This is a genomic window from Oryzihumus sp. JJN4-3R (assembly GCF_057747915.1).
In genome coordinates this window covers 256,345-277,998 of record NZ_CM173229.1, presented here as the reverse complement: position 1 = coordinate 277,998, position 21,654 = coordinate 256,345, and the positions used below count along the sequence as shown (strand labels likewise).

Here is a 21,654-nt window from a genome sequence, read left to right as displayed (position 1 = left end):
GGCGACTCCCGGCCGCGTCCGCGGCCGATAGGACGACCCTAGCCCGCGTGAGGCCCTACGTCTCGGACGTCTCAGTCACAGAACGACGAACACGACGGATCTTCTTCTCCGACAGGGGTCGCTCGCCCAGGTCCTCCGGCTCCCACTGCTCGGTGGCGGCCTCGCCGTAGGCCCCCTTGGCCGGTCGGCGCTTGCGCAGCGGCGGGGTCACCCCCGGGGCCAGGCGGCGCGTCGTGATGAGGAAGCCGGTGTGCCCGTGCATCCGGTGCTCGGGGCGGACCGCCAGGCCCTCCAGGTGCCACCCGCGCACGAGGGACTCCCAGGCCTGGGGCTCGGTGAAGCCGCCGTGGTCGCGGGCGGCCTCGGCGACCCGGGAGAGCTGGGTCGCGGTGGCGACGTAGCAGATGAGCACGCCACCGGGGGCCAGCGCGTCGGCGACGACCTCGAGGCACTCCCATGGCGCCAGCATGTCCAGGACGACCCGGTCGACGGTGCCGGGCTCGACCGCACCGGGCATGGTCTCCACGAGGTCACCGACGGACAGGGTCCACGCCGGGTGGGGGCCGCCGAAGAACGCCTCGACGTTGCCACGGGCGATGTCGGCGAAGTCCTCACGCCGCTCGAAGGAGTGCAGGGAGCCCTGGTCGCCCACCGCGCGCAGCAGGGACATGCTCAGGGCGCCCGAGCCGACACCCGCCTCGACGACCCGCGCCCCGGGGAAGATGTCGGCCATGGCCACGATCTGCCCGGCGTCCTTGGGGTAGACCACCGCCGCGCCACGCGGCATCGACAGCACGTAGTCAGACAGCAGGGGCCGCAGCGCGAGGTACTCCACGCCGGCGGTGTTCTTCACGACCGAGCCGTCGGGCGCGCCGATGAGGTCGTCGTGGGCCAGGCGCCCGCGGTGGGTGTGGAACTCCTTGCCCGTCCCGAGGGTGATGGTGTGCAGGCGCCCCTTGGGGTCGGTCAGCTGCACGCGCTCACCGACACCGAACGCCCCCCTGCGGGTGTGGGCCCCGGTGGGGCCGTCGAGCGGGGCGTCAGGCGTGGTGGTCATGGCCGGAAAGTCTAGGTGCGCCCCGATGTCCGTCGTGACAGGGCTTCCTCGAGGTCCTCGGCCAGGACGATCGCCACCAGCGGCCCCCCGGCACTGGTGCGCACCGGCACCGCCCCGATGCCCAGCTGCTGCATCGTCTCGGCGATGGTGGTGACCGGCTCACCGGGGACCGCCAGGGCCACCCAGCCTGCCGGCTGGGACCGCATCACCGCGGAGACGGGGGTGCCCGCGCGCATCCCCTCCGGTATGCCGCGCAGCGCGTCGTCGTCGACCAGCCCCACCTCCGCGCCGTGGGGGTCGAGCACCACCACGGCCGAACCCCCGTCGCCGTTGGTGCGCAACCGGTAGGCGTCCTCCGCGGAGGCCTGCAGCGGCAGGGTGGCGACCCGCCGCCACACGGCGTCGACGGTGAGGCGGCTGAGCCGACCGCGGGTGCGTCCGGCGCGCACGGCCTGCGTCGCACCCGACCACAGGAAGGCGCCGATCATGCCCGTCCAGACGAGGTCGATGAGGTCGACCTGCCGGTGCTGCATGAACGGCCAGACCACGAGGGCCCCGACGACGACGAGCACGGTCAGGACGCGCCCGCTCCAGCCTGCGGCGGTCAGGCCGGCCTCGCGCCGGCCGGTTGCCTTCCACACCAGGGCGTCGACGACGAACCCGCCGTCGAGGGGCAGCCCGGGCAGCACGTTGAAGACCGCGACGAAGCCGTTGGTCCACCCCATGGCCCCAAGAAGGATCTGGCTGATGCTGCCGTCGGGCACCAGCAGGCTCAGCTGCCAGGCCACGACGGCGAGGACGCCGTTGGCCGCCGGGCCGACGACCGCGACGAGGGCGCTGGCTCCGGGCCGGTTGCCCCCCGACTCGTATGCCGTGTGCCCGCCCCACACGTCGGCCACCACGCGGCTGACGCGGTAGCCGAAGGCGCGGGCGACCAGGGCATGGGCGGCCTCGTGCGCCAGGACGGACAGCAGCAGCAGCAGGGCGAACGCCGCTGCGACCAGGTAGGCGCCTGAGCCCAGGTCGGGGCGCGAGCTCTGGATCGTCGGGCCGTAGAGGACGAGGATCACCAGGGCGATGACCGGCCAGGTGCGGCCGATGTAGACGGGCACGCCGGCCAGGGTCGCGATGCGCAGCCCGGGTGCCCGCTGAGCCTGGGCCGGGGCACCGGGGGTGGACATGAAGTGACCCTACGTCACCGGAGGCCGCCGGACCCTGAGTGCCGGCTGTGCCCAGGCTGTCGGTCCCCACCCCGTGTCGCCGGACCGGCCTCCGGCGCGCCGACGCCGGCCCGTTCTCTCGCCCTCGTGGAGCCGAGCCCAGCGATGTCGGCGCCGCGCCATACAGTGCACCGCATGGTTGCCGCGTTGTCCCCGAGCCGAGCCTCGGACTTCATGCAGTGCCCGTTGCTCTACCGGTTCCGGGTGATCGACAAGCTGCCCGAGCCGCCGAGCCCGGCCGCCGCTCGCGGCACCCTGGTGCACTCGGTGCTGGAGCGGCTGTTCGACCTGCCCGCGGCCGAGCGGACGCTGCAGGCCGCGGCCGCCATGGTCGAGCCGCAGTGGCAGGCCCTCGTCGAGGCCGAGCCAGAGCTGGCGACGCTGGTCGACGACGGCGAGCCGGGCGCGCTGAAGACCTGGTTCGAGGAGTCGGTGGCGCTGATCGAGCGGTGGTTCACCCTCGAGGACCCGACACGGCTGGAGCCGGCCGAGCGTGAGCTCTACGTCGAGACCGACCTCGACGGCCTGACCCTGCGCGGCTACGTCGACCGGCTCGACGTGGCACCGACCGGCGAGATCCGGGTGGTCGACTACAAGACGGGGCGTTCGCCCTCGGAGCTGTTCGAGGCCAAGGCGCTGTTCCAGATGAAGTTCTACGCCCTGGTGCTGTGGCGGCTGCGCGGCGAGGTGCCTCGCATGCTGCAGCTGGTCTACCTGGGCAACTCAGAGATCGTGCGCTACGCACCGGACGAGACCGACCTGCTGGCGACCGAGCGCAAGCTCAAGGCCCTGTGGCAGGCGATCGAGCGTGCGGCGACGAGCGGTGACTGGCGCCCGAACACCTCCCGACTGTGTGACTGGTGCGACCACCGTCAGCTCTGCCCGGCGTGGGGTGGCACTCCCCCGCCGCTGCCCGAGGGCGCAACCGTGCTCGCCCTCGACCCGCGGTCCTCGGCGGCGGTCAGCCCGACCGAGGAGTGACCGCTCAGGAATGACCGCACAGGAATGACCACCGGGTGACCCCGAGCTGCGTCGAGTGGCCCCGGCCTCTGGTCGTCCCGGTCCCGACGCTCGAGCTGCGAGGTCCGGCTGCGCTCCCGGTCTGCCCGTCGAGGTGGCCGCGACCGGCGCATGTCAGCTCGAGCAGCCCATTGCCACGGTGGTTGCGCCGAGGCGGCGGCCCCCTCCTCAGGGCATGTCACGTTGTGTATCTGGTCTTCCACGCGGGGCGTGTTGGTCACGCTCGGGCCCGTTATCTTGAACTATGGTTGGGGCATGGAATCACCCACTCCTGCATCGCTCCTGGCCCGTGTCGATGCCGCTGCCGACCGGGTCTGCGAGCGGGACAGCACCAGCGCCTCCCGTGCCCGTCAGGTCCGCTGGGTGGTGGGCGAGCTCCGGCGCGCCCTGGAGCACCCGGCCCTCGGAGAGCTCCAGCCCGATGTCCCCTCGCTGTTCACGGCGGCGGCCCTGGACCAGTACCTGACTCTGGCCAGGGACGGCGAGCTGCGGATCGCGCCGTACCGCAACACTGCCCCCTCCCCCGCTTCCGAACGCGTGCGGCTCGACTGCCTGGGGCTGCTGGCTGCTGAGCTGGGAACCCCCATGCCGGCGGTGACCCGACCTGCCTTCCCCGGCCTGCGGGAGCCCGTCGCCACGCCGCAGCAGCGCACGATGTGGGACCGCCTGGAGACACTGGCATCCCGTCCCTGGAGCGCTCAGGGACGAGTCCGCCTGCTGGCGATGATGGGCGTGGTCCTGGACACCGGTGCCCGTGCCGGCGAGCTGTGCACCATGCGCGTCGACGACCTCGCGCCCGACCTGTCCACCCTCCGCTTCGACCGGAGGCCGCAGGCACGCCGGGTCAGCGAGCCCACTCCCGAGCGGTTGCCGCTGTCCGGTGCCACGAGGGTGGCCATGCGCCGCTGGCTGGACGAGCGCCACGAGATCGTCAGCCGCCTCGAGGGCGCAACGGTGAACACGCTGTGGGTCTCCGTCAGGGGCAACCACGTCGACCGGCCCGACGGCACCTCCCTCCCCCGGCCGGCGGGGATGCCCTTGCAGCCTCGAGGGCTGCGCCGGGCCTATGAGCGCGCCGTGAACGAGCTCAACACCGACCTGGCCGGGACCCCCGGGTGGACTCCGCTCCCCTCGCGACTCGAGCAGCTGCGCCGCGGCGTGCCCGTCCCGGAGGCTGGTCCGGAGACGTCCTGACGGCTTGCCGGTGAGCGGGTGAGTCCGTCTGTCAGAGCGTGAGCCGACCAGAAGCGCGTCATCACCTCGTCCGTGGCCTCTGCCGGCGCACGGCCCTGGCAATCCTTGCGAGGGTGCTGCGCAGGCTTGGGCCCGTTATCCGGAACAGGCGACCTGGAACGGTGACAATGGTGAGGGGCGCGGTGTGACGCTGCGGCGGGCCGGCCGTCGACGCCCGACCGCTCACCCCACCGGTCCAGGCTGCAGAAGTACCCGGGCCTGCCAGTAACACCGTTGAGGCGCGGTGGGACCGCGGACCTGCCAGCACCCTGCTTGGCCCATGCCACTGACCCGGTCGTTGCCGGCCGGGTGCGGGGCGGGGACCTCACAAGTGCCAGGTGACCCCGGCGTCGGTGACCGTGGCGGTCAACCCTCGCTGGTGCACGATCGTGTGGTGCCGCCCGCAGAGCAGGGCGGCGTTGCGCCGGTCGGTGGGCCCGCCGTCGACCCAGTGGATGACGTGGTGCCCGTCGCACCACCACGGCGGGACCGTGCACCCCGGGATCGTGCACCCTTGGTCGCGCAGCCACAGGTACCTCAGCTGCGCGGGGGTGAAGAGCCGCCGGGTCCTTCCCAGGTCCAGGATCTCCCCGTCGGTGCCGAGGACGACCGGGAGGATCCCGGCGTCGCAGGCGATCCGCCGGACCGTCTCCGGGGCCAGCAGGGTCCCGTTCCCGAGCACGGTCCCGGCCCCGCAGGAGTCCCGAAGCTTCTCATGGTCCATCGTCACGTAGACCATGGCCTTGGGCTGGGCCGAGACCTCCTCCCCCGCCGCCGCCGACCGCCGGCACACCTGGACCAGCGCGTCACCGCGCCGCTGATCACTGCTGCGCAGGTCCGAGACGCCCTCAGCCGGTTGCGGGGCGGACAGCGGCCCGATCGCCGCCTCCAGCACGCTCGCGCCCTCGGGGTCCAGGCGCAGCAGGTACTCCACCATCCCGTCGTCGCTGCGGGGCTGGGACAGGGAGACGCCGTGCTTGAGCCGGTCCTGACGCACCTGGAACTCCCCCTCCCGGCCGTGCTCGGCGATGAGCCGCTCCCGCAACCCCCGCACCCCCGACGGGCCTTCGGAGGCCGCCAACGTCAGGAAGCCCTCCCACACCGTGGGCACCGCCGCCGGGGTCAACCGCGGCGCCAGCTTGTGCATCTCGGCCAGAGCGACCGCGGCGCCACGCACCCCGACCCGCCCGGACAGCACGCACGAGCGCAGCCGCTGCACGCTCCCGTGGTCGACGACCATCCCCGCCCGCACCGGCCGCCCCGTGCACACCGTGGCCACGGTGACCAGGTCCTTGACCCCACCACACCGATACGACGGAGCCCACTCCAACACCCACGCCGACGCCGAGGCATGCGTCGCGGTCACCTCACCGCGCTCCACCGCCTCACCCAACACCGTCACCTGCGCCGCCTCGACCAGGCGCCGCAGCTCATCCAGCCCGCCCATCGCCGGCCCCAGATCCGACCCCTGGCACTCATGGACCACCTCGACCAGCCCGGTCAGCGCGCGCACCGCGGCTCCCACCGCGGCGAACCGCTCCGCGAACGACGCCCGGTCCCCGCTCGTCGAAGGCCCTCCGTCGGCGGGCACACCCCCGGCCGCAAGCTCGCCATCGGTAGAAGGCATGCCGCCGGACCCGCTGACCGCGGCCCCCTGACGACGATCCCCCTGATGCATGATTCGAACATACATTCGACCACCGACAGGGCTGCACGGATGCTGCCTGGCCGATCCGGGTCTTCGGATCGGCCAGACGAGCGCGCGTGCAGAACTGCTCGGTCTGCACTGAACGCGCGTGCAGAACTCCTCCTCGATTTGGGAGAAGAGCCTTCACGGGGGGCGACAACGAGCCCCCGGGCGCGTCAGAGGAAGAGGCGGGTGAGGTCCGTCGGGGTCAGCCCGCGCAGCGACGGCACCTGGACCGCCCCCCGATGCACCGGCACCGGGACCACGTGGGGCACCGCGATCGTGCGGGCACCCGCCGCCACCGCCGAGGCTACGCCCGTCGGCGAGTCCTCGATGGCGATGCTCGCCTCGAGCGGGACGCCCAGCGCCCGGGCGGCGGCACGGTACGGCTCGGGGTGCGGCTTGCCGTGGGCGACCTCGTCACCGGTGATGACCGCGGAGAACGTCCCCGGGGGCACCGAGGCGACGAACTCGTCGGCCAGCGACCGCCACGACATCGTCACGAGGGCACACGGCACGCCGTGCTCGACCAGGCCGTGCAGCAGCTCGCGAGCGCCCGGGCGCCACGGGACGTGCTCCTTGACCCGGCGCACCACCCCCGCAAGCAGCTCCTCGATGATCTCCAACGGGGACAACGAGATCGGCGAGTGCGCGCGGATGTACTCCGCCGACACCATGAGGTCGTTCCCGACGAGCTGGTGGGCGTGCTCGTCGGTCCACACTCCCCCGTGGGCCTCGACGAGGGCGTGCTCCTCGGCGATCCAGTACGGCTCGGTGTCGACGAGGGTGCCGTCCATGTCCCAGAGGACGGCGGCGGGCAGGTGGGGCAGGGGCGCGGTGGGTGAGGCAGGACTGGTCATGTCGCGTTGAAGTACTTGGCTTCCGGGTGGTGGACGACGAGCGCGTCGGTGGACTGCTCGGGGTGCAGCTGCAGCTCCTCGGACAGGCTCACCCCGATCCGCGAGGGGTCGAGCAGCTCCACGAGCACGGCCCGGTCCTCGAGGTCCGGGCAGGCCGGGTAGCCGAAGGAGTAGCGCGACCCACGGTAGGCCTGGCGCAGGATGCCGCCGAGGTCCGGGTCGTCCTCGGTGCCGAAGCCGAGCTCCTCGCGCACCCGTGCGTGCCACATCTCCGCGAGCGCCTCGGTCAGCTGCACGGACAGGCCGTGCAGCTCGAGGTAGTCGCGGTAGGCGTTGCGCGAGAACAGGTCTGCCGTCGCCTCGGCCACGCGCGCGCCCATCGTCACGAGGTGGAACGCGATGACGTCCGGCTTCCCGTCGGCCTCGTAGGCCTCCCGCGACCTGAAGAAGTCGGCCAGGCACAGCCGCCGGTCACGACGCTGCCGGGGGAAGGAGAACCGCGCCCGCTCCTGCCCCTCGAGCTCCCCCTCGTGGTGCAGCACGACGACGTCGTTGCCTTCGCTGTAGCAGGGGAAGTAGCCGTAGACGACCGCTGCCTCGAGCAGGTTGTCGGTCTTGATCCGGTCCAGCCACATGCGCAGCCGCGGCCGGCCCTCGGTCTCGACCAGCTCGTCATACGACTGGCCGCCCTCACCTCGCGAGCCCTTCAGCCCCCACTGGCCGAGGAAGGTCGCCCGCTCGTCGAGGTATGCCGCGTAGTCGGCGAGCGCGATCCCCTTCACCACCCGGGTCCCCCAGAACGGCGGGGTGGGCACGGAGTTGTCCGTCGCCACGTCCGAGCGCGTCGTGTCCGACAGCGCGCCGTCATCGGTCTCGGGGGCCGCCACCTGGCGGACCCGGCGCTTGCGCAGCTCCGGGAGCGCGTCCTCGACCGACAGGGACGGGTTGGTCTTGGCCGCCGCGACGGCGTCCATGAGCCGCAGTCCCTCGAAGGCGTCACGGGCGTAGCGCACCTGGCCCTCGTAGACCTCCGCGAGGTCGTTCTCGACGTAGGCACGGGTCAGGGCGGCACCGCCGAGCAGGACCGGCCAGCGCGCGGCCAGGCCGCGGGAGTTGAGCTCCTCGAGGTTCTCCTTCATGACGACGGTCGACTTCACGAGCAGGCCGCTCATGCCGATGGCGTCGGCGTCGTGCTCCTCTGCCGCGCGGATGATCTCCGAGACCGGCTGCTTGATGCCGATGTTGACCACGTCGAAGCCGTTGTTGCTCAGGATGATGTCGACGAGGTTCTTGCCGATGTCGTGGACGTCGCCCTTGACGGTGGCCAGGACGATGCGCGCCTTGGCCTCGCGCCCGCCGCCGTCGGCCGAGCCCTCGATGTGCGGCTCGAGGAACGCCACGGCCGCCTTCATGACCTCGGCGGACTGCAGCACGAACGGGAGCTGCATCTCGCCCTTGCCGAAGAGCTCACCGACGGTCCGCATGCCGGCAAGCAGGTTGTCGTTGATGACGTCCAGGGCGCTGTGCCCCTTGTCCAGCGCGTCCTTGAGGTCGACCTCCAAGCCCTGCCGCTCACCGTCGACGATGCGCTGCTCGAGCCGCTTCTCCAGCGGGAGGGACGCGAGCGCGTCGGCGCGGGAAGCCTTGAGTGAAGCCGAGTCCACGCCCTCGAACAGCTCCAGCAACCGGGCCAGGGGGTCGTAGAGCAGCTCGCTCTCCCCCGGCTCCCCTGCCCAGCGGCGCCGGTCGTGCACCAGGTCGAGGGCGACCTCGCGCTGGTCCTCGGGGATACGCGCCACCGGGATGATCTTGGCGGCGTGCACGATCGCCGAGTCGAGCCCGGCCTTGACGCACTCGTGAAGGAAGACCGAGTTGAGCACCACGCGCGCAGCGGGCTTGAGACCGAAGGACACGTTGGACACGCCCAGCGTGGTCTGCACCTCGGGGTAGCGCCGCTTGATCTCGCGGATCGCCTCGATCGTCTCGATCGCGTCGCGCCGCGTCTCCTCCTGCCCCGTGGCGATCGGGAAGGTCAGCGTGTCGACGACGATGTCGCTGACCTGCATCCCCCACTCCCCCGTCAGGGACTCGATCAGGCGGGTCGCCACGGCCACCTTGTGCTCGCGGGTGCGCGCCTGGCCGTCCTCGTCGATGGTCAGCGCGACGACGGCAGCGCCGTGCTCCTGGACGACCGGCATGATCCGGCGGAAACGGGAGTCCGGGCCCTCACCGTCCTCGAAGTTGACCGAGTTGACGACGGCCCGGCCGCCGAGCAGCTCCAGCCCGGCCTCGATCACCGCGGGCTCGGTGGAGTCCAGCACCAGCGGCAGGGTCGAGGAGGTGGCCAGCCGCTGGACGACCTCTCGCATGTCGCCGACGCCGTCACGTCCCACGTAGTCCACGCAGACGTCGAGCAGGTGGGCGCCGTCGCGGGTCTGGTCGCGCGCGATCTCGACGCACTCGTCCCAGCGCTGGTCGAGCATCGCCTCGCGGAAAGCCTTGGAACCATTGGCGTTCGTTCGCTCACCGATGGACAGGAACGACGCGTCCTGACGGAACGGCACCGCCTGGTAGAGCGAGGCCACGCCCGCCTCCGGACGCGGCCGGCGCGGCGCCACCGGCTGCCCGCCGACCGCCTTGACGACCTGCTCCAGATGGGCCGGCGTCGTGCCGCAGCAGCCGCCGACCAGGGCCAGGCCGAACTCCCGGGTGAACTGCTCGTGCGCCTGCGCCAGCTCCTGGGGGGTGAGCGGGTATGCCGCGCCCTCCTTGGTCAGCATCGGCAGGCCCGCGTTGGGCATGCAGGTGACGGGGATCCGGGCGTGCCGCGACAGGTGCCGCAGGTGCTCGCTCATCTCGGCCGGGCCGGTGGCGCAGTTGAGGCCGATCGCGTCGATCCCCAACGGCTCCAGGGCGGTCAGGGCCGCACCGATCTCCGAGCCCATGAGCATGGTGCCGGTCGTCTCGACGGTCACCTGGACGATCACCGGCAGGGTCTCGCCGACCGCCGCCAGCGCCCGCTTGGCGCCGATCACGGCGGCCTTGGCCTGCAGCAGGTCCTGGCTGGTCTCGATGAGGATGACGTCGGCACCGCCGTCGATGAGCCCGCGCGCCTGCTCGGCATACGCATCGCGCAGCGTCGCGAAGGGGACGTGCCCCAGGGAGGGGAGCTTGGTGCCCGGGCCGACCGACCCGATGGCGAACCGCGGCTGCTCCGGGGTGGACCACGCGGCTGCGGCTTCGGCCGCGATCCGCGCGCCGGCCTCGGCCAGCTCGTAGATCCGGTCCTGGATGTCGTACTCGCCCAGGTTGCCGAGGTTGGCGCCGAAGGTGTTGGTCTCCACGGCGTCGACGCCGACGGCGAGGTAGGCGTCGTGGACGCTGCGCACGATGTCGGGACGGGTGACGTTGAGGACCTCGTTGCAGCCCTCGTGGCCCTCGAAGTCATCGAGGCTGGGGTCTGCGGCCTGGAGCATGGTGCCCATGGCGCCGTCGGCGACGAGGACGCGCTCGGAGAGGGCCTGGCGGAAGAGGTCGGAGCGGCTGCTCAATGTGATGGACCTTCGCACTCGGGGAACCGGCCCTGAGTCTATCGGCGGGGCGCCTGCCGGCCGCCTGAGCATTCCGTAGTCTGGTCAGACCACATCGATCGTGTGGCGCAGGACACCGCGCGGGCCCCGGCCCGCCACAACAGGACGCGGGACCCCCACCCGCACCGCTAGGAGGCCACCGGTGATCGAGCTCGAGGACGTCCCGGAGCTGCGCGACCCGGTCATGATCCTCGCCTTCGAGGGCTGGAACGACGCCGGCGAGGCCGCCACCGCCGCCGTCGAGCACCTCTGCCAGGTGTGGGACGCCGAGCCGATCGCCGCCATCGACCCCGAGGACTACTACGACTTCCAGGTCAACCGGCCGCGGGTCGTGCTCGAGGAGGGCCAGCGCCGGATCAGCTGGCCGACCACGCGCATCCTGTTGGCCTCCTCCGCGACGCTGGAGCGCGACGTCATCCTCGTGCAGGGCATCGAGCCCTCGACCCGGTGGCGCTCGTTCACCATCGAGCTGCTCGAGTTCGCCCAGCAGATGGGCGTGGGTCTGTTCGTGACGGTCGGCGCCCTGCTGGCCGACGTGCCACACACGCGGCCGATCCCGATCACGGTGACCTCCGACCACGAGGACGTCATCCACCGCTTCGACCTCGAGCCGAGCAAGTACGAGGGCCCCACCGGCATCGTCGGCGTCCTGGCCGACGCGGCCACCCAGGCCGGACTGCCGTCGCTGTCCTGCTGGGCCGCGGTCCCGCACTACGCCGGCGGCACCCCCTCGCCCAAGGCCACCCTGGGTCTGGTCTCGCGGCTCGAGGAGCTGCTCGACACCACCGTCCCCCACGGCGACCTCTCCGACCAGGCTCGCGCCTGGGAGCACGGCGTCGACGAGCTGGCCGAGTCCGACGACGAGGTCGCCGAGTACGTCCAGTCCCTGGAGCAGGCCCAGGACACCGCCGAGCTGCCCGAGGCCTCCGGGGAGGCCATCGCCCGGGAGTTCGAGCGCTACCTGCGTCGACGGGGGGACGAGCCGCCGGCCGGCTGACCCTCCCGGGACGCCGTGGCGCGGGCCGACTCACGCGCTGTGGGGGCGTGGCGGGCTTCCTGAAAAGGACCTGAATCGCCCGCACGGCGCAGGTCCCTTCTGTCACCATCGTCACATCCGCACCATCAGGGGGAAGTGACACGTGGCCCGGCGCCGCCAGACGCGCATCATCGCGCTCCTCACCACGCTGACCGCCGGTCTGGCGCTCGCGCCCGGCGCGGGCGCCGCCGCCAGCCCCCGGTGGGTCAACCCCCCGCCGTCCCCTGCCGCCGCGGTGCTGCGCCAGCTCGCCGCCCGCAGCCACGGCCACACCCGTATCGCGCGTGACCCAGCCACCGGCCGGGTCACCTTCGTCGGGGCGGACGCGGGTGCCCCTCTGGCTCGCCCGGGCGATGCGGGGGCGAGCGGCGGCGCGGAGCCGGCCGCCCGCGCATACCTGCGGCACCTGGCGCCGCTGAGCGGCGTCTCCGACCGGGCCGTGCGCCCGCTGGCCGTCGCGCGACAGCCGTGGGGCACCACCGTGCGGTTCCAGCAGCTGGCCGGCGGCCTGCCGCTGGTCGGCGGCGAGGTCACCGTGTCGATGGACCGCACCGGGGCCCTGCAGTCCTACGCGGCCCACACCTCCGACGCGAGCGTCACCGACGCCACCCCCGAGGTCAGTGCACGGTCCGCCGCCGCGACGGCAGTCGGCCTCTTCTCGCGCTCCCGCCGCTTCCCGGCGACCGGCCTCGTGGCCAGTGCGCCGGTGCTCTCGGTCTACGACGCCCGCCTGCTCGGCGCCCCCGGGCAGCGCCAGCAGCAGCTGGTCTGGCGCACGGAGGTGACGGCCGCGGGCCACCCCGACGTGCGCGAGCTGGTGCTGGTCGACGCCCACCGAGGCACGGTCGCGCTCCACTTCAGCGAGGTCGACCGGGCCGCGAGCGAAGTGGAGCAGCGGGTGTGCGACTTCGGCGAGGTGGCCGCGGACGACCCCACCTGCGTCACGGACGACCCGCACGTCGTTGCGGACCCGGCCGCGGGCACCGACGACGAGCGCCTGGCCTACGACAACGCCGCGAAGACGGCCGCGTTCTACCGGGATGTCCTGGGCCGCAACGGGATCGACGGCCACGGCATGCCGATCGTGTCCACCGTCGGCTACTGCCCCAGCACCAGCGCCTGCCCCTACGACAACGCCTTCTGGGACGGCGAGCAGATGGTCTACGGCGCCGGGCTGCCGGCCGCCCTCGACGTCGTCGGGCACGAGCTCACCCACGGCGTCACCGACCACACCTCGGGGTTGTTCTACTTCTTCCAGTCCGGGGCCATCAACGAGTCGATGTCCGACGTGATGGGCGAGCTCATCGACCAGCTCGAGGGCTCGGTCGCGCCGGAGGACCTCTGGATGGTCGGGCAGGACGCGCCCAACGACTCCCGCGGCCTGCACGACCTGCGCAACATGAAGGACCCCACGTCCAGTCTGGTCGGCGCCCAGCCCGACCGGATGACCTCGCCGGACTACGCCTCCGGCTTCGACGCCGACGGCGTGGTCGAGGACGGCGGCGACGTGCACGCCAACAGCGGAGTGGGCAACAAGGCCGCCTACCTGCTCACCGAGGGCACCCGCCTCGAGCCCGACGGCACCTTCAACGGCCGCAGCTTCACCGGGGTGACCGACAACGACGGCAACCCGCTCACCGGTGCCGACGCCGACGGCGGCGCCACCACCGACTCCCGGCGCCAGGTGCTGGAGAAGGTCGCCAACATCTACTACGCCCTCGAGCTGCGGATGCCCTCCGGGACCTCCTACGCCGACCTGTCCCGGCTGCTCCCGCAGGCGTGCGACTCCCTGGTCGCCGCCGGGGCGCCGGTCAACGGCCTGACCTTCCGCACCGCGGACTGCACGGCGGTCCGGGCAGCCGTGGCCGCCACCCAGATGAGCCTGTCGCCGACGGTTCCCGGGGCCGGCCCGAACCGGCCGGCGCCCTCCTGCACCAACGGCGGCGCCAGGTCCCCGATCTGGTCCGACGGCTTCGAGTCGGCCTCGTCCTCGGCCTCGCACTGGGTCGCCAACCCCCAGCCACCCGCGCCCTCCTCGGACATCGCCGGCCAGGGCGCCTGGTTCAGCAACGCCCCTGCCTACGCGAGGTACGCCCGGACCGGCCGGGGCAACCTGTGGGGCGACGACCCGGGCCTGGCCGACTCGGCACCCGCCGGGACGAGCTCACCGTTCCGGCGGCAGATCTCCATCGCGACCCGCTACGCCGTCGTCCCGCACGTGGGGACCTTCCTCTGGTTCGCGCACGCCTACAGCTTCGACTCCCTCGACGGCGACCACTACGACGGCGGCCGGGTCGAGGTCACGACCGACAACGGCGCGCACTGGAGCGATGCCGGGCACCTGCTTGTCAACAACGGATACTCGGGCACCCTGCTGCCGAGGACCGGCTACCGCGACCCCTCGACGGCGAACCCGGACGCGGGGCGGCGGGCCTTCGTCGGCAGCAGCCGTGGCTACACCGCCAGCCGGCTCGACCTCAGCTCCCTCGCCGGCCGGTCCGTCAGGATCCGGTTCGTCGTCTCGACCGACCAGCGGGTCGGCGACTACGGCTGGTTCGTCGACGACGTGCAGATCTACTCCTGCAACGCCTCCCTGCTCTCGCTGACCCGCCCCAGGACCATCGCCTACGGCTCGGCGACCACCCTCTCCGGGCGCCTGGTGAAGGCCGACACGTCGGCGGCCCTGGCCGGCCAGGTGGTCCGGCTGTACCAGCGGGCCCACGGCGCGAGCTCGTGGGGCTCGGCCGTCAGCAGCACCCGCACCTGGTCCACCGGCGGCTACGCCTTCAGCGGCCTGCGTCCGCTGCGCTCGGTGGACTACCTGGTGACGTTCGCCGGGGCGACGCCGGTGGGTGCCACCTCGGCCACGACGATGGTCGGGGTCGCCCCGCGGGTGACGCTGCACGTGGCCGACCGCACGCTCTGGCTGGGGCAACGATTCACCGTCAGCGGCAGCGTGTCACCGAACCACCACGGCCAGCAGGTCGTTCTCCAGCGCTACCTCGGCTCTGGTCGCTGGGCGACCCTGTCGCGGGCCACGCTCAGCGCGAGCAGCGGCTACGCGATGACGTGGCGGCCCGGTGTCCGCGGCTCGTTCGTCCTGCGGGTGGTCAAGGCGGCCGACCGCGACCACGGCACCGGCGCGAGCCCGTCGGTGGGGGTGCGGGTCAGCTGACCTTGGGGCGGACCCCGGCCTGACCCCGGGCCGGCCCTCTGGACCGACGAGGGCCCCGCGGCGACCGCGGGGCCCTCGTCGTGTCGGAGATCAGATCCGGATGCCCAGCAGGGCGTCCAGGGTGCGGGCGATGAGCCCCGGCGCCGCGGCGTAGTCGCCGCCGCGGGTGGTCGACTCCCGGGCCCACCGGTCCACGGCAGCCACGGCGCCCGGGCCGTCGAGGTCGTCGGCCAGGCACTCGCGCACCCTCGCGATGGTCTCGGTCGCGTCGGGGCCGGTGTTGACCGAGACGGCCTCGCGCCAGGTCGCCAGCCGCTCCTGGGCCTCGGCGAGGACGTCCTCGCTCCACTCCCACGGCGTGCGGTAGTGGTGGGAGACCAGGGCCAGCCGGATGGCCATCGGGTCCACGCCCTCCCGGCGCAGCGCCGAGACGAAGACGAGGTTGCCACGGGACTTGCTCATCTTCTCGCCGTCGAGGCCGACCATCGCCTGGTGCACGTAGCTGCGTGCGAACGGCTCGGAGCCGGTCAGGCCGCTGGCCTGGACCGCGGACATCTCGTGGTGGGGGAAGACGAGGTCGGTGCCGCCGCCCTGCACGTCGAAGGTCATGCCCAGGTGGTCCAGTGCGATCGTCGTGCACTCGATGTGCCAACCGGGGCGGCCGTCGCCGAGGTCGCCGCCCTCCCAGCTCGGCTCGCCCTCGCGCCTCGCGCGCCACAGAAGCGGGTCGAGCGCGTCGCGCTTGCCGGCCCGGTCGGGGTCACCGCCGCGCTCGGCGAACACCGCCATCATCTGGTCGCGGTCCCAGCTCGAGACCTGGCCGAACGCGGGCTGGGTGGACAGGTCGAAGTAGACGTCCGAGGCGCCCGGCTCCCCCTCGCCGTCCGGGACGGGCACGAGGTATGCCGTGCCGTCGACGAGCAGCTTGCTGACCGCCTCCACGACCGAGGGGATGCTCTCCACCGCGCCGATGAAGTGGTCCGGCGGGATCACGGCCAGCGCGGTGAGGTCCTCCCGGAAGAGTGCCGTCTCGCGCTCGGCCAGCTCGCGCCAGTCGATCCCGTCACGCTCGGCCCGCTCCAGGAGCGGCTCGTCGACGTCGGTGACGTTCTGGACGTAGAGGACCTCGTGGCCGGCATCGCGCAGCGCCCGGCCGAGCAGGTCGAAGGTGACGTAGGTGGCCGCGTGGCCCATGTGCGTGGCGTCGTACGGCGTGATCCCGCAGACGTACATCCGCGCAACCGGACCGGGAGTGAGCGGACGCACCACGCCGGCTGCCGTGTCGAAGACACGCACGGGAAGCCCCGTGCCGGGGATGTCGGGCAGGAAGGGCGTCGGCCAGGAGATCACCGGCAAAGCCTAACCGGCGGCTCTCACAGCGGAGGCCACGGCACCGCCGGCCAGCCACCGCCCGGGCGCGGGAACCGTCCACGCCGCAACAGCGCGGCAACCCGGGCCTCCAGTGCCTCCCGCTCGGCCAGGGTGAGCAACGGCTCGAGCTCGGCGGCCAGCCGCGACCCGGTGGCGCTCAGGTCGGCCGCCAGGACGCGCAGCCGCTCGAGGTCCTCCCCCGGCAGCGGCTCGCCCATCCAGCCCCACAGCACGGTGCGCAGCTTGGGCTCGACGTTGAAGGTCACGCCGTGGTCGAAGCCCCACACCGTGCCCTCCTGCAGGCGCAGGTGGGAGCCCTTGCGGTCGGCGTTGTTGATGACCGCGTCGAGGACCGCCGTGCTGGCCAGGTCCGGGCGGTCGGCGTGCACCACGACCACCGGCGCCCCGTCGGCCATCTCGGCCTCGAACACCGGCAGCCACCCCGGCCGGACCTCCTCGCGCGGCACGACGTCGATCAGGGCCTCGTCGGGCGCGTCCACGTCGGCGGCATCCGCCTCGGGGTCGCCGATCCACAGCTGCACCGAGCCCTCGCCCATCGGGCCGTCCCGCAGGACGGTCGGCGGGACCACGCCCCACTCGCCGACCGAGGACACGAGGAACGCGGCGGTCTCACGGGCGGCGAGGGTGCCGTCGGGGAAGTCCCACAGCGGGCGTTCCCCGCGCACCGGCTTGTACATCACATGGGTGCTGACGCCCTCGAGCTCGACGCGGGCCAGGAGGGCCAGGTTGGAGGCGTCGACCAGGCGGCCCTCGACGGTGAGCTCGCCGAAGGTCAGCAGGTCGAGGACCTCGGCGACCTCGGCCTCGCTGGACGGCGGGGGCACCTGAGCGCTCAGCGCTTGTAGCCGTTCGCGCGCGGGCAGATGTGACCGGTCGGGTCCAGCGGGCCTCCACAGAACGGGCAGGGCGGCCGGCCCGCGGAGACGAGGGCGGCGCAGCGCCGGGCGAAGGCGCGGGCCGCGGCCGGGTCGATGGCGACCCGCAGCATGGTCGGCTCGAGGCCGTCCGGCCCGGGCGGGGCGACGATCTCGCCCTCGTCGTCGACCTCCACCGGCTCCTCGTTGTCGTGGCACTCGAGGATGAGGATGTGACGCCCGGAGTCCCAGGCCAGGCTCATGCTGCCGACGCGGAACTCGTCCTCGATCGGGGTGTCCAGCGGCGCGTTGTCCTCGACCTCGGCCGCGACCGACTCGGCCGCCGCTCCCCCGGCGAAGTCGTCGAGCAGGTCGTTGATCCGGTCGGCAAGAAGGCTGACCTGCGCCTTCTCCAGCGACACGCTGACGATGCGGCGGCCCTCGCTGGCCTGGAGGAAGAAGGTGCGCTGCCCGGGAGGGCCCACGGTGCCCGCAACGAAGCGGTCGGGCGGGTCGAATTCGATCACCGGCATGCTTCGAGCCTAGACCGACGCACCGGCCCCGAGGCCACCACCCACGGGCGCGTCCCCGCTCGTGTCGTACGCGCTCGTGTGCTCCGCCGCAGGCTCCGTCCCCTGCGTCGGGGCCTCCGCTCCAGCCTGTTCCCGCTCCTGGTCCGGCTCCTGCTCCTGTCCCTGCGGCGGCTTCGGCGGCGGCACGAGCGAGCGCAGGTCGCTCCCGGCGTCGTTGACGCGCAGCACGAACGGCCGGCGGGTCGTGTAGCGCACCACCGACAACGACGCGGGGTCGACGACGATCCGCTGGAAGTGGTCGAGGTGGCTGCCGGCAGCATCGGCGAGGACCGACTTGATGACGTCGCCGTGCGAGACCGCGACCCAGATCGCGTCGGGGCCGTGCGCCTGCTCGACCTGCGCGTCGACCGAGCGCACCACGTCCACGGCGCGCTGCTGCATGGCCGCGATCGACTCGCCGGGGAAGTCCTCACCGTCGGGGAAGCGCGCCGCGCTGGGCTGGTCCTGGACCACGCGCCACAGCGGCTCCTTGGCCAGCTCCGCGAGCAGGCCGCCGGTCCAGGCCCCGTAGCGGCACTCCCCCAGCGCCTCCTCCACGTCGAGGGCCACCCCGTCAAGGACGTCCAGCAGCGCCTTGGCCGTCTCCTGGCACCGCTGCAGCGGGCTGGAGACGACACGGACGACGGGCAGCTCGGCCAGCCGCCCGGCGAGGGCGGACGCCTGCTCGCGGCCGACGTCGTCCAGCCCCACACCCGGGGTCCAGCCGGCGAGGGTCCCGCTGGCGTTGGCTGTGGTCCGTCCGTGTCGGACGAGCAGGCAGATCGGCACGTCCGACACTGTATGCCGCGTTCTCGCCACTGCCACGAACGTGTGATGACATTGCCTCGTGATCGTGGACCAGGCCGTCTACCGCAACGGCAAGCGCATGCACTGCGGCGACCTCAGCGACGAGCTCGAGGCGCTGCGCAGCCGCGGGCAGGGCTTCATCTGGATCGGGCTGAAGGACCCGACCGATGCCGAGTTCGCCCTCGTCAACGACGAGCTGCAGCTGCATCCGCTCGCCGTCGAGGACGCCGTCAAGGGCAACCAGCGCCCCAAGCTCGAGGTCTACGACGGCTCGGTCTTCCTGGTGATCAAGACCTTGCGCTACCTGGAGAAGACCTCGGACATCGAGACCGGCGAGGTGATGATCTTCGTCGGCGACCAGTTCGTCGTCACGGTCCGCCGCGGCGAGGCCAACCCGCTGGCCGGGGTGCGCCAGCGCCTCGAGCAGATGCCCGAGCACCTCGAGCACGGCCCGATGGCCGTGGCCTACTCGGTGATCGACTCGATCGTCGACAACTACACGCTCATCGACAGCGAGGTCAGCGAGGACCTCGAGATCATCGAGCGCCAGGTCTTCTCCGGGTCCCGGGAGGTCCACGCGCCGAGCATCTACGCCCTCAAGCGCGAGGTCCTGGAGTTCAAGCGGGCCTCGATCCCCCTGGCCGAGCCGCTGCGCCGGCTGGCCGAGGACGAGGAGATCCCCGGCATGAAGGACGAGGCGCGGCCGTTCTTCCGCGACGTCTCCGACCACCTGCTGCGGGTCAACGACCACGCCGAGTCCTACGACCGGCTGCTGACCGACGTCCTCAACGCCCACCTGGCCCAGATCTCGGTGCAGCAGAACGACGACATGCGGCGCATCTCGGCCTGGGTGGCGATCGCCGCGGTCCCCACGATGATCGCCGGCATCTACGGCATGAACTTCGACCACATGCCCGAGCTGCACTGGGCCTACGGCTACTTCATCGTGCTGGGCGTCATGGCCACGGCGTGCGTCGGTCTCTACCGCGCGTTCCGCCGTTCCGGCTGGCTCTGACGGACAGCGTGCGCGACCTCGACGCGATCGAGGCGGGGACGCACGCCTGGACCCTGCACCGGGGGCACCCAGACCCACCCGAGACACGGAACGGCCCGTCCCGGCCCCGCTGAGGGGGCTGGACGGGCCGTTCCGCGCGTTTGGTCGCGGGGGCTCAGGTCGCGCTGAGGAGGCCCGCCGACAGGCTGACGATGAGCAGCAGGCCAAGGCCGATGCGGTACCAGACGAAGGCCGTGATCCGGTGCCCCGCGACGAACTTGAGCAGCCAGGCGATCGAGGCGTAGGCCACCACGAAGGAGACGACGACGCCGAGCAGCAGCTGGCCGACCCCGACGACCTTGGGGTCGACGTCCTTGAGCTCGAACAGGCCGGCCGCGGTCAGCGCGGGGATCGCCATGAAGAAGGACAGGCGGGTCGCGGTGACGCGGTCGATGCCCCGCAGCAGGCCGCCGGAGATCGTGGCACCGGAGCGGGAGATGCCCGGGATCAGCGCGAAGCACTGCCACACGCCGATGATGAGGCCGTCACGCAGGGTGACCGACCCCTCGCCTCGGTGCAGCCCCTGCCGGGCGAGCTCCTTGTTGCGGACCTCGGCGACGAACATCACTGCGCTCCACAGGATGAGCGCGGCCGCCACGACCCACAGGCTGCGCAGGGCGCCGGTGATGAGGTCCTTGGCCAGGAAGCCGACGACTCCCACCGGGATCGAGCCGACGATGACCGCCCACGCCAGCTGGTAGTCGTGGTCGGAGCGCTGGCGCGAGTCACGCAGCCCCGCGAACCACGCACCGAGCAGGCGCGCGATGTCCTTGGCGAAGTAGATGAACGTCGCGACGATCGCGCCCATCTGGATGATCGCCGTGTAGGCCGTGACGGCCTTGTCGTCGACGTTGAGCCCGAGCAGCTTCTCGGTGATCGTCAGGTGGCCGGTCGAGGACACCGGGAGGAACTCGGTGAGCCCCTCCACGATGCCGAGGACCAGAGAGTCGAGATAGGTGAGGTGCTCCACGGGCTCGCTTTCGCCTGGGGGTGGACGGTGTCGTCGTCGGGCTAGTCGCCCAGACCGGTCTCGCCCAGCAGCTCGGCCATGGTTCGCACCACGTGCACGCGCTCCTGGAGGGAGCCGGCGAACGGCGAGATCGTCAGGGTCGTCACGCCGGCCTCGGCGTAGCGTACGAGGCGATCCTTGATCCGGTCACGCGGGCCGATCAGGGCGGTGCGGTCGATGAACTCCAACGGCACCGCGGCGGCGGCGTCCCGGTGCTGGCGGGCCAGGTAGAGGTCCTGCACCTGGCGGGCCTCCTCCTCGAAGCCCATCCGCACGGCGAGCTTGTTGTAGAAGTTCTTCTCCCGCGAGCCCATGCCGCCGATGTAGAGCGCCGAGTAGTGCCGCAGCGGCTCCGCGGCCGCCTCGACGTCGTCGCCGAGGACCACCGGGACGGTCGGCACGATGTCGAAGCCGGCCAGCGGCTCGGCCTCGGTGCCCTTGCCCGCCTTCGCGGCCCCGGCCCGCAGCGGCTCGAGCAGCTCCTTGGCGTTCTCCGGGCTGAAGAAGATGGCCAGCCAGCCATCGCCGATCTCGCCGGTCAGCTCGAGGTTCTTCGGGCCCACCGCCGCGAGGTAGACCGGGATCTGCTCGCGGACCGGGTGCACGGTCAGCTTCAGCGCCTTGCCGGGGCCGTCGGGCAGCGGCAGCTGGTAGTGCTTGCCGTCATAGCGGACTGTCTCGCGCCGCAGCGCCATCCGCACGATGTCGACGTACTCGCGGGTCCGGCCCAGCGGCGCGTCGAAGCGCACCCCGTGCCACCCCTCGCTGACCTGCGGGCCGGACACGCCCAGTCCCAGCCGGAAACGGCCGCCGGAGAGCGTGTCCAGGGTCGCCGCCGTCATCGCGGTCATCGCGGGCGTCCGGGCCGGGATCTGCATCACGGCGGCGCCGAGGTCGATCTGCTCGGTCAGGGCACCCACCCAGGACAGCACCGTCGGGGTGTCGGAGCCGTACGCCTCGGCCACCCAGGCCACCGAGTAGCCCAGCCGATCCGCCTCCTTGGCGAGTGCGATGTTGTCGGCGTCGTTGCCGGCGCCCCAGTAGCCAAGGTTCAGACCGAGTTTCATGGCCGGGAGGCTATCGGCGGG

The 21,654-nt window shown here is 72.3% G+C and carries 16 protein-coding genes; 5 read left to right on the top strand and 11 right to left on the bottom strand.

Annotation, left to right across the window (positions count from 1 at the left end; all coding sequences use genetic code 11):
- Positions 1–55: 55 nt before the first annotated feature.
- Positions 56–1,057 carry a tRNA (adenine-N1)-methyltransferase gene (locus tag AC3ANM_RS01170; protein ID WP_488286313.1) on the bottom strand — a complete coding sequence of 334 codons (1,002 nt, stop codon included), beginning with the start codon at positions 1,055–1,057 and terminating at the stop codon, positions 56–58.
- 11 nt (positions 1,058–1,068) lie between these two features.
- A complete protein-coding gene (locus tag AC3ANM_RS01165; RefSeq protein ID WP_488286312.1) occupies positions 1,069–2,238 on the bottom strand; it encodes a site-2 protease family protein in 1,170 nt (389 codons plus the stop codon).
- A gap of 174 nt (positions 2,239–2,412) precedes the next feature.
- Here AC3ANM_RS01165 and AC3ANM_RS01160 point away from each other — a divergent pair, with 174 nt between their 5' ends.
- Both AC3ANM_RS01160 and AC3ANM_RS01155 read left to right on the top strand, forming a co-directional pair.
- Positions 2,413–3,258, top strand: a complete 846-nt coding sequence (locus AC3ANM_RS01160; RefSeq protein WP_488286311.1) for a RecB family exonuclease — start codon at positions 2,413–2,415, stop codon at positions 3,256–3,258.
- 294 nt (positions 3,259–3,552) lie between these two features.
- Positions 3,553–4,491: a tyrosine-type recombinase/integrase gene (locus AC3ANM_RS01155; RefSeq protein WP_488286310.1), complete on the top strand. Its 939-nt coding sequence runs from the start codon at positions 3,553–3,555 to the stop codon at positions 4,489–4,491.
- Between the two features lie 364 nt (positions 4,492–4,855).
- Here the strand turns inward: AC3ANM_RS01155 and AC3ANM_RS01150 are convergent, their stop codons facing one another.
- From AC3ANM_RS01150 to metH, 3 genes are all read right to left on the bottom strand, one after another.
- Positions 4,856–6,157, bottom strand: a complete 1,302-nt coding sequence (locus tag AC3ANM_RS01150; RefSeq protein ID WP_488286309.1) for an HNH endonuclease signature motif containing protein — start codon at positions 6,155–6,157, stop codon at positions 4,856–4,858.
- A 236-nt stretch (positions 6,158–6,393) separates the two neighbouring features.
- Positions 6,394–7,077, bottom strand: a complete 684-nt coding sequence (locus AC3ANM_RS01145) for an HAD family hydrolase (protein ID WP_488286308.1) — start codon at positions 7,075–7,077, stop codon at positions 6,394–6,396.
- Positions 7,074–10,628: a methionine synthase gene (gene metH, locus AC3ANM_RS01140; RefSeq protein WP_488286307.1), complete on the bottom strand. Its 3,555-nt coding sequence runs from the start codon at positions 10,626–10,628 to the stop codon at positions 7,074–7,076. The genes AC3ANM_RS01145 and metH overlap by 4 nt, the downstream gene beginning before the upstream one ends.
- Before the next feature lie 181 nt (positions 10,629–10,809).
- On the opposite strand from metH, the gene AC3ANM_RS01135 reads away from it, so the two are divergent.
- Entirely contained in the window at positions 10,810–11,664 is an 855-nt protein-coding gene (locus AC3ANM_RS01135) for a PAC2 family protein (protein WP_488286306.1), read from the top strand.
- Between the two features lie 142 nt (positions 11,665–11,806).
- Positions 11,807–14,878, top strand: a complete 3,072-nt coding sequence (locus AC3ANM_RS01130) for a M4 family metallopeptidase (RefSeq protein ID WP_488286305.1) — start codon at positions 11,807–11,809, stop codon at positions 14,876–14,878.
- A 90-nt stretch (positions 14,879–14,968) separates the two neighbouring features.
- Here the strand turns inward: AC3ANM_RS01130 and mshC are convergent, their stop codons facing one another.
- The 4 genes from mshC to AC3ANM_RS01110 are packed head-to-tail and all read right to left on the bottom strand — an operon-like array spanning position 14,969 to position 18,485.
- The gene (mshC, locus tag AC3ANM_RS01125) at positions 14,969–16,228 is read right to left on the bottom strand and encodes a cysteine--1-D-myo-inosityl 2-amino-2-deoxy-alpha-D-glucopyranoside ligase (RefSeq protein ID WP_488286304.1); all 1,260 of its coding nucleotides are present in this window, start codon (positions 16,226–16,228) and stop codon (positions 14,969–14,971) included.
- A gap of 23 nt (positions 16,229–16,251) precedes the next feature.
- Complete coding sequence (locus AC3ANM_RS01120; RefSeq protein WP_488286303.1) at positions 16,252–17,094, bottom strand: SCO1664 family protein; 843 nt, start codon at positions 17,092–17,094, stop codon at positions 16,252–16,254.
- 8 nt (positions 17,095–17,102) lie between these two features.
- Positions 17,103–17,657, bottom strand: coding sequence for a DUF3090 domain-containing protein (locus AC3ANM_RS01115; RefSeq protein ID WP_488286302.1), 555 nt, complete (start codon positions 17,655–17,657; stop codon positions 17,103–17,105).
- A 9-nt stretch (positions 17,658–17,666) separates the two neighbouring features.
- Positions 17,667–18,485 carry an MSMEG_4193 family putative phosphomutase gene (locus AC3ANM_RS01110; RefSeq protein WP_488286301.1) on the bottom strand — a complete coding sequence of 273 codons (819 nt, stop codon included), beginning with the start codon at positions 18,483–18,485 and terminating at the stop codon, positions 17,667–17,669.
- A 58-nt stretch (positions 18,486–18,543) separates the two neighbouring features.
- On the opposite strand from AC3ANM_RS01110, the gene corA reads away from it, so the two are divergent.
- Entirely contained in the window at positions 18,544–19,518 is a 975-nt protein-coding gene (gene corA, locus AC3ANM_RS01105; protein WP_488286300.1) for a magnesium/cobalt transporter CorA, read from the top strand.
- A gap of 154 nt (positions 19,519–19,672) precedes the next feature.
- On the opposite strand, the gene AC3ANM_RS01100 is transcribed toward corA, so the two are convergent.
- Both AC3ANM_RS01100 and AC3ANM_RS01095 read right to left on the bottom strand, forming a co-directional pair.
- Positions 19,673–20,527 (bottom strand): undecaprenyl-diphosphate phosphatase, encoded by an 855-nt coding sequence (locus AC3ANM_RS01100; RefSeq protein WP_488286299.1) that lies wholly within the window; start codon positions 20,525–20,527, stop codon positions 19,673–19,675.
- A 41-nt stretch (positions 20,528–20,568) separates the two neighbouring features.
- A complete protein-coding gene (locus AC3ANM_RS01095; RefSeq protein ID WP_488286298.1) occupies positions 20,569–21,633 on the bottom strand; it encodes an LLM class F420-dependent oxidoreductase in 1,065 nt (354 codons plus the stop codon).
- Positions 21,634–21,654 lie beyond the last annotated feature (21 nt).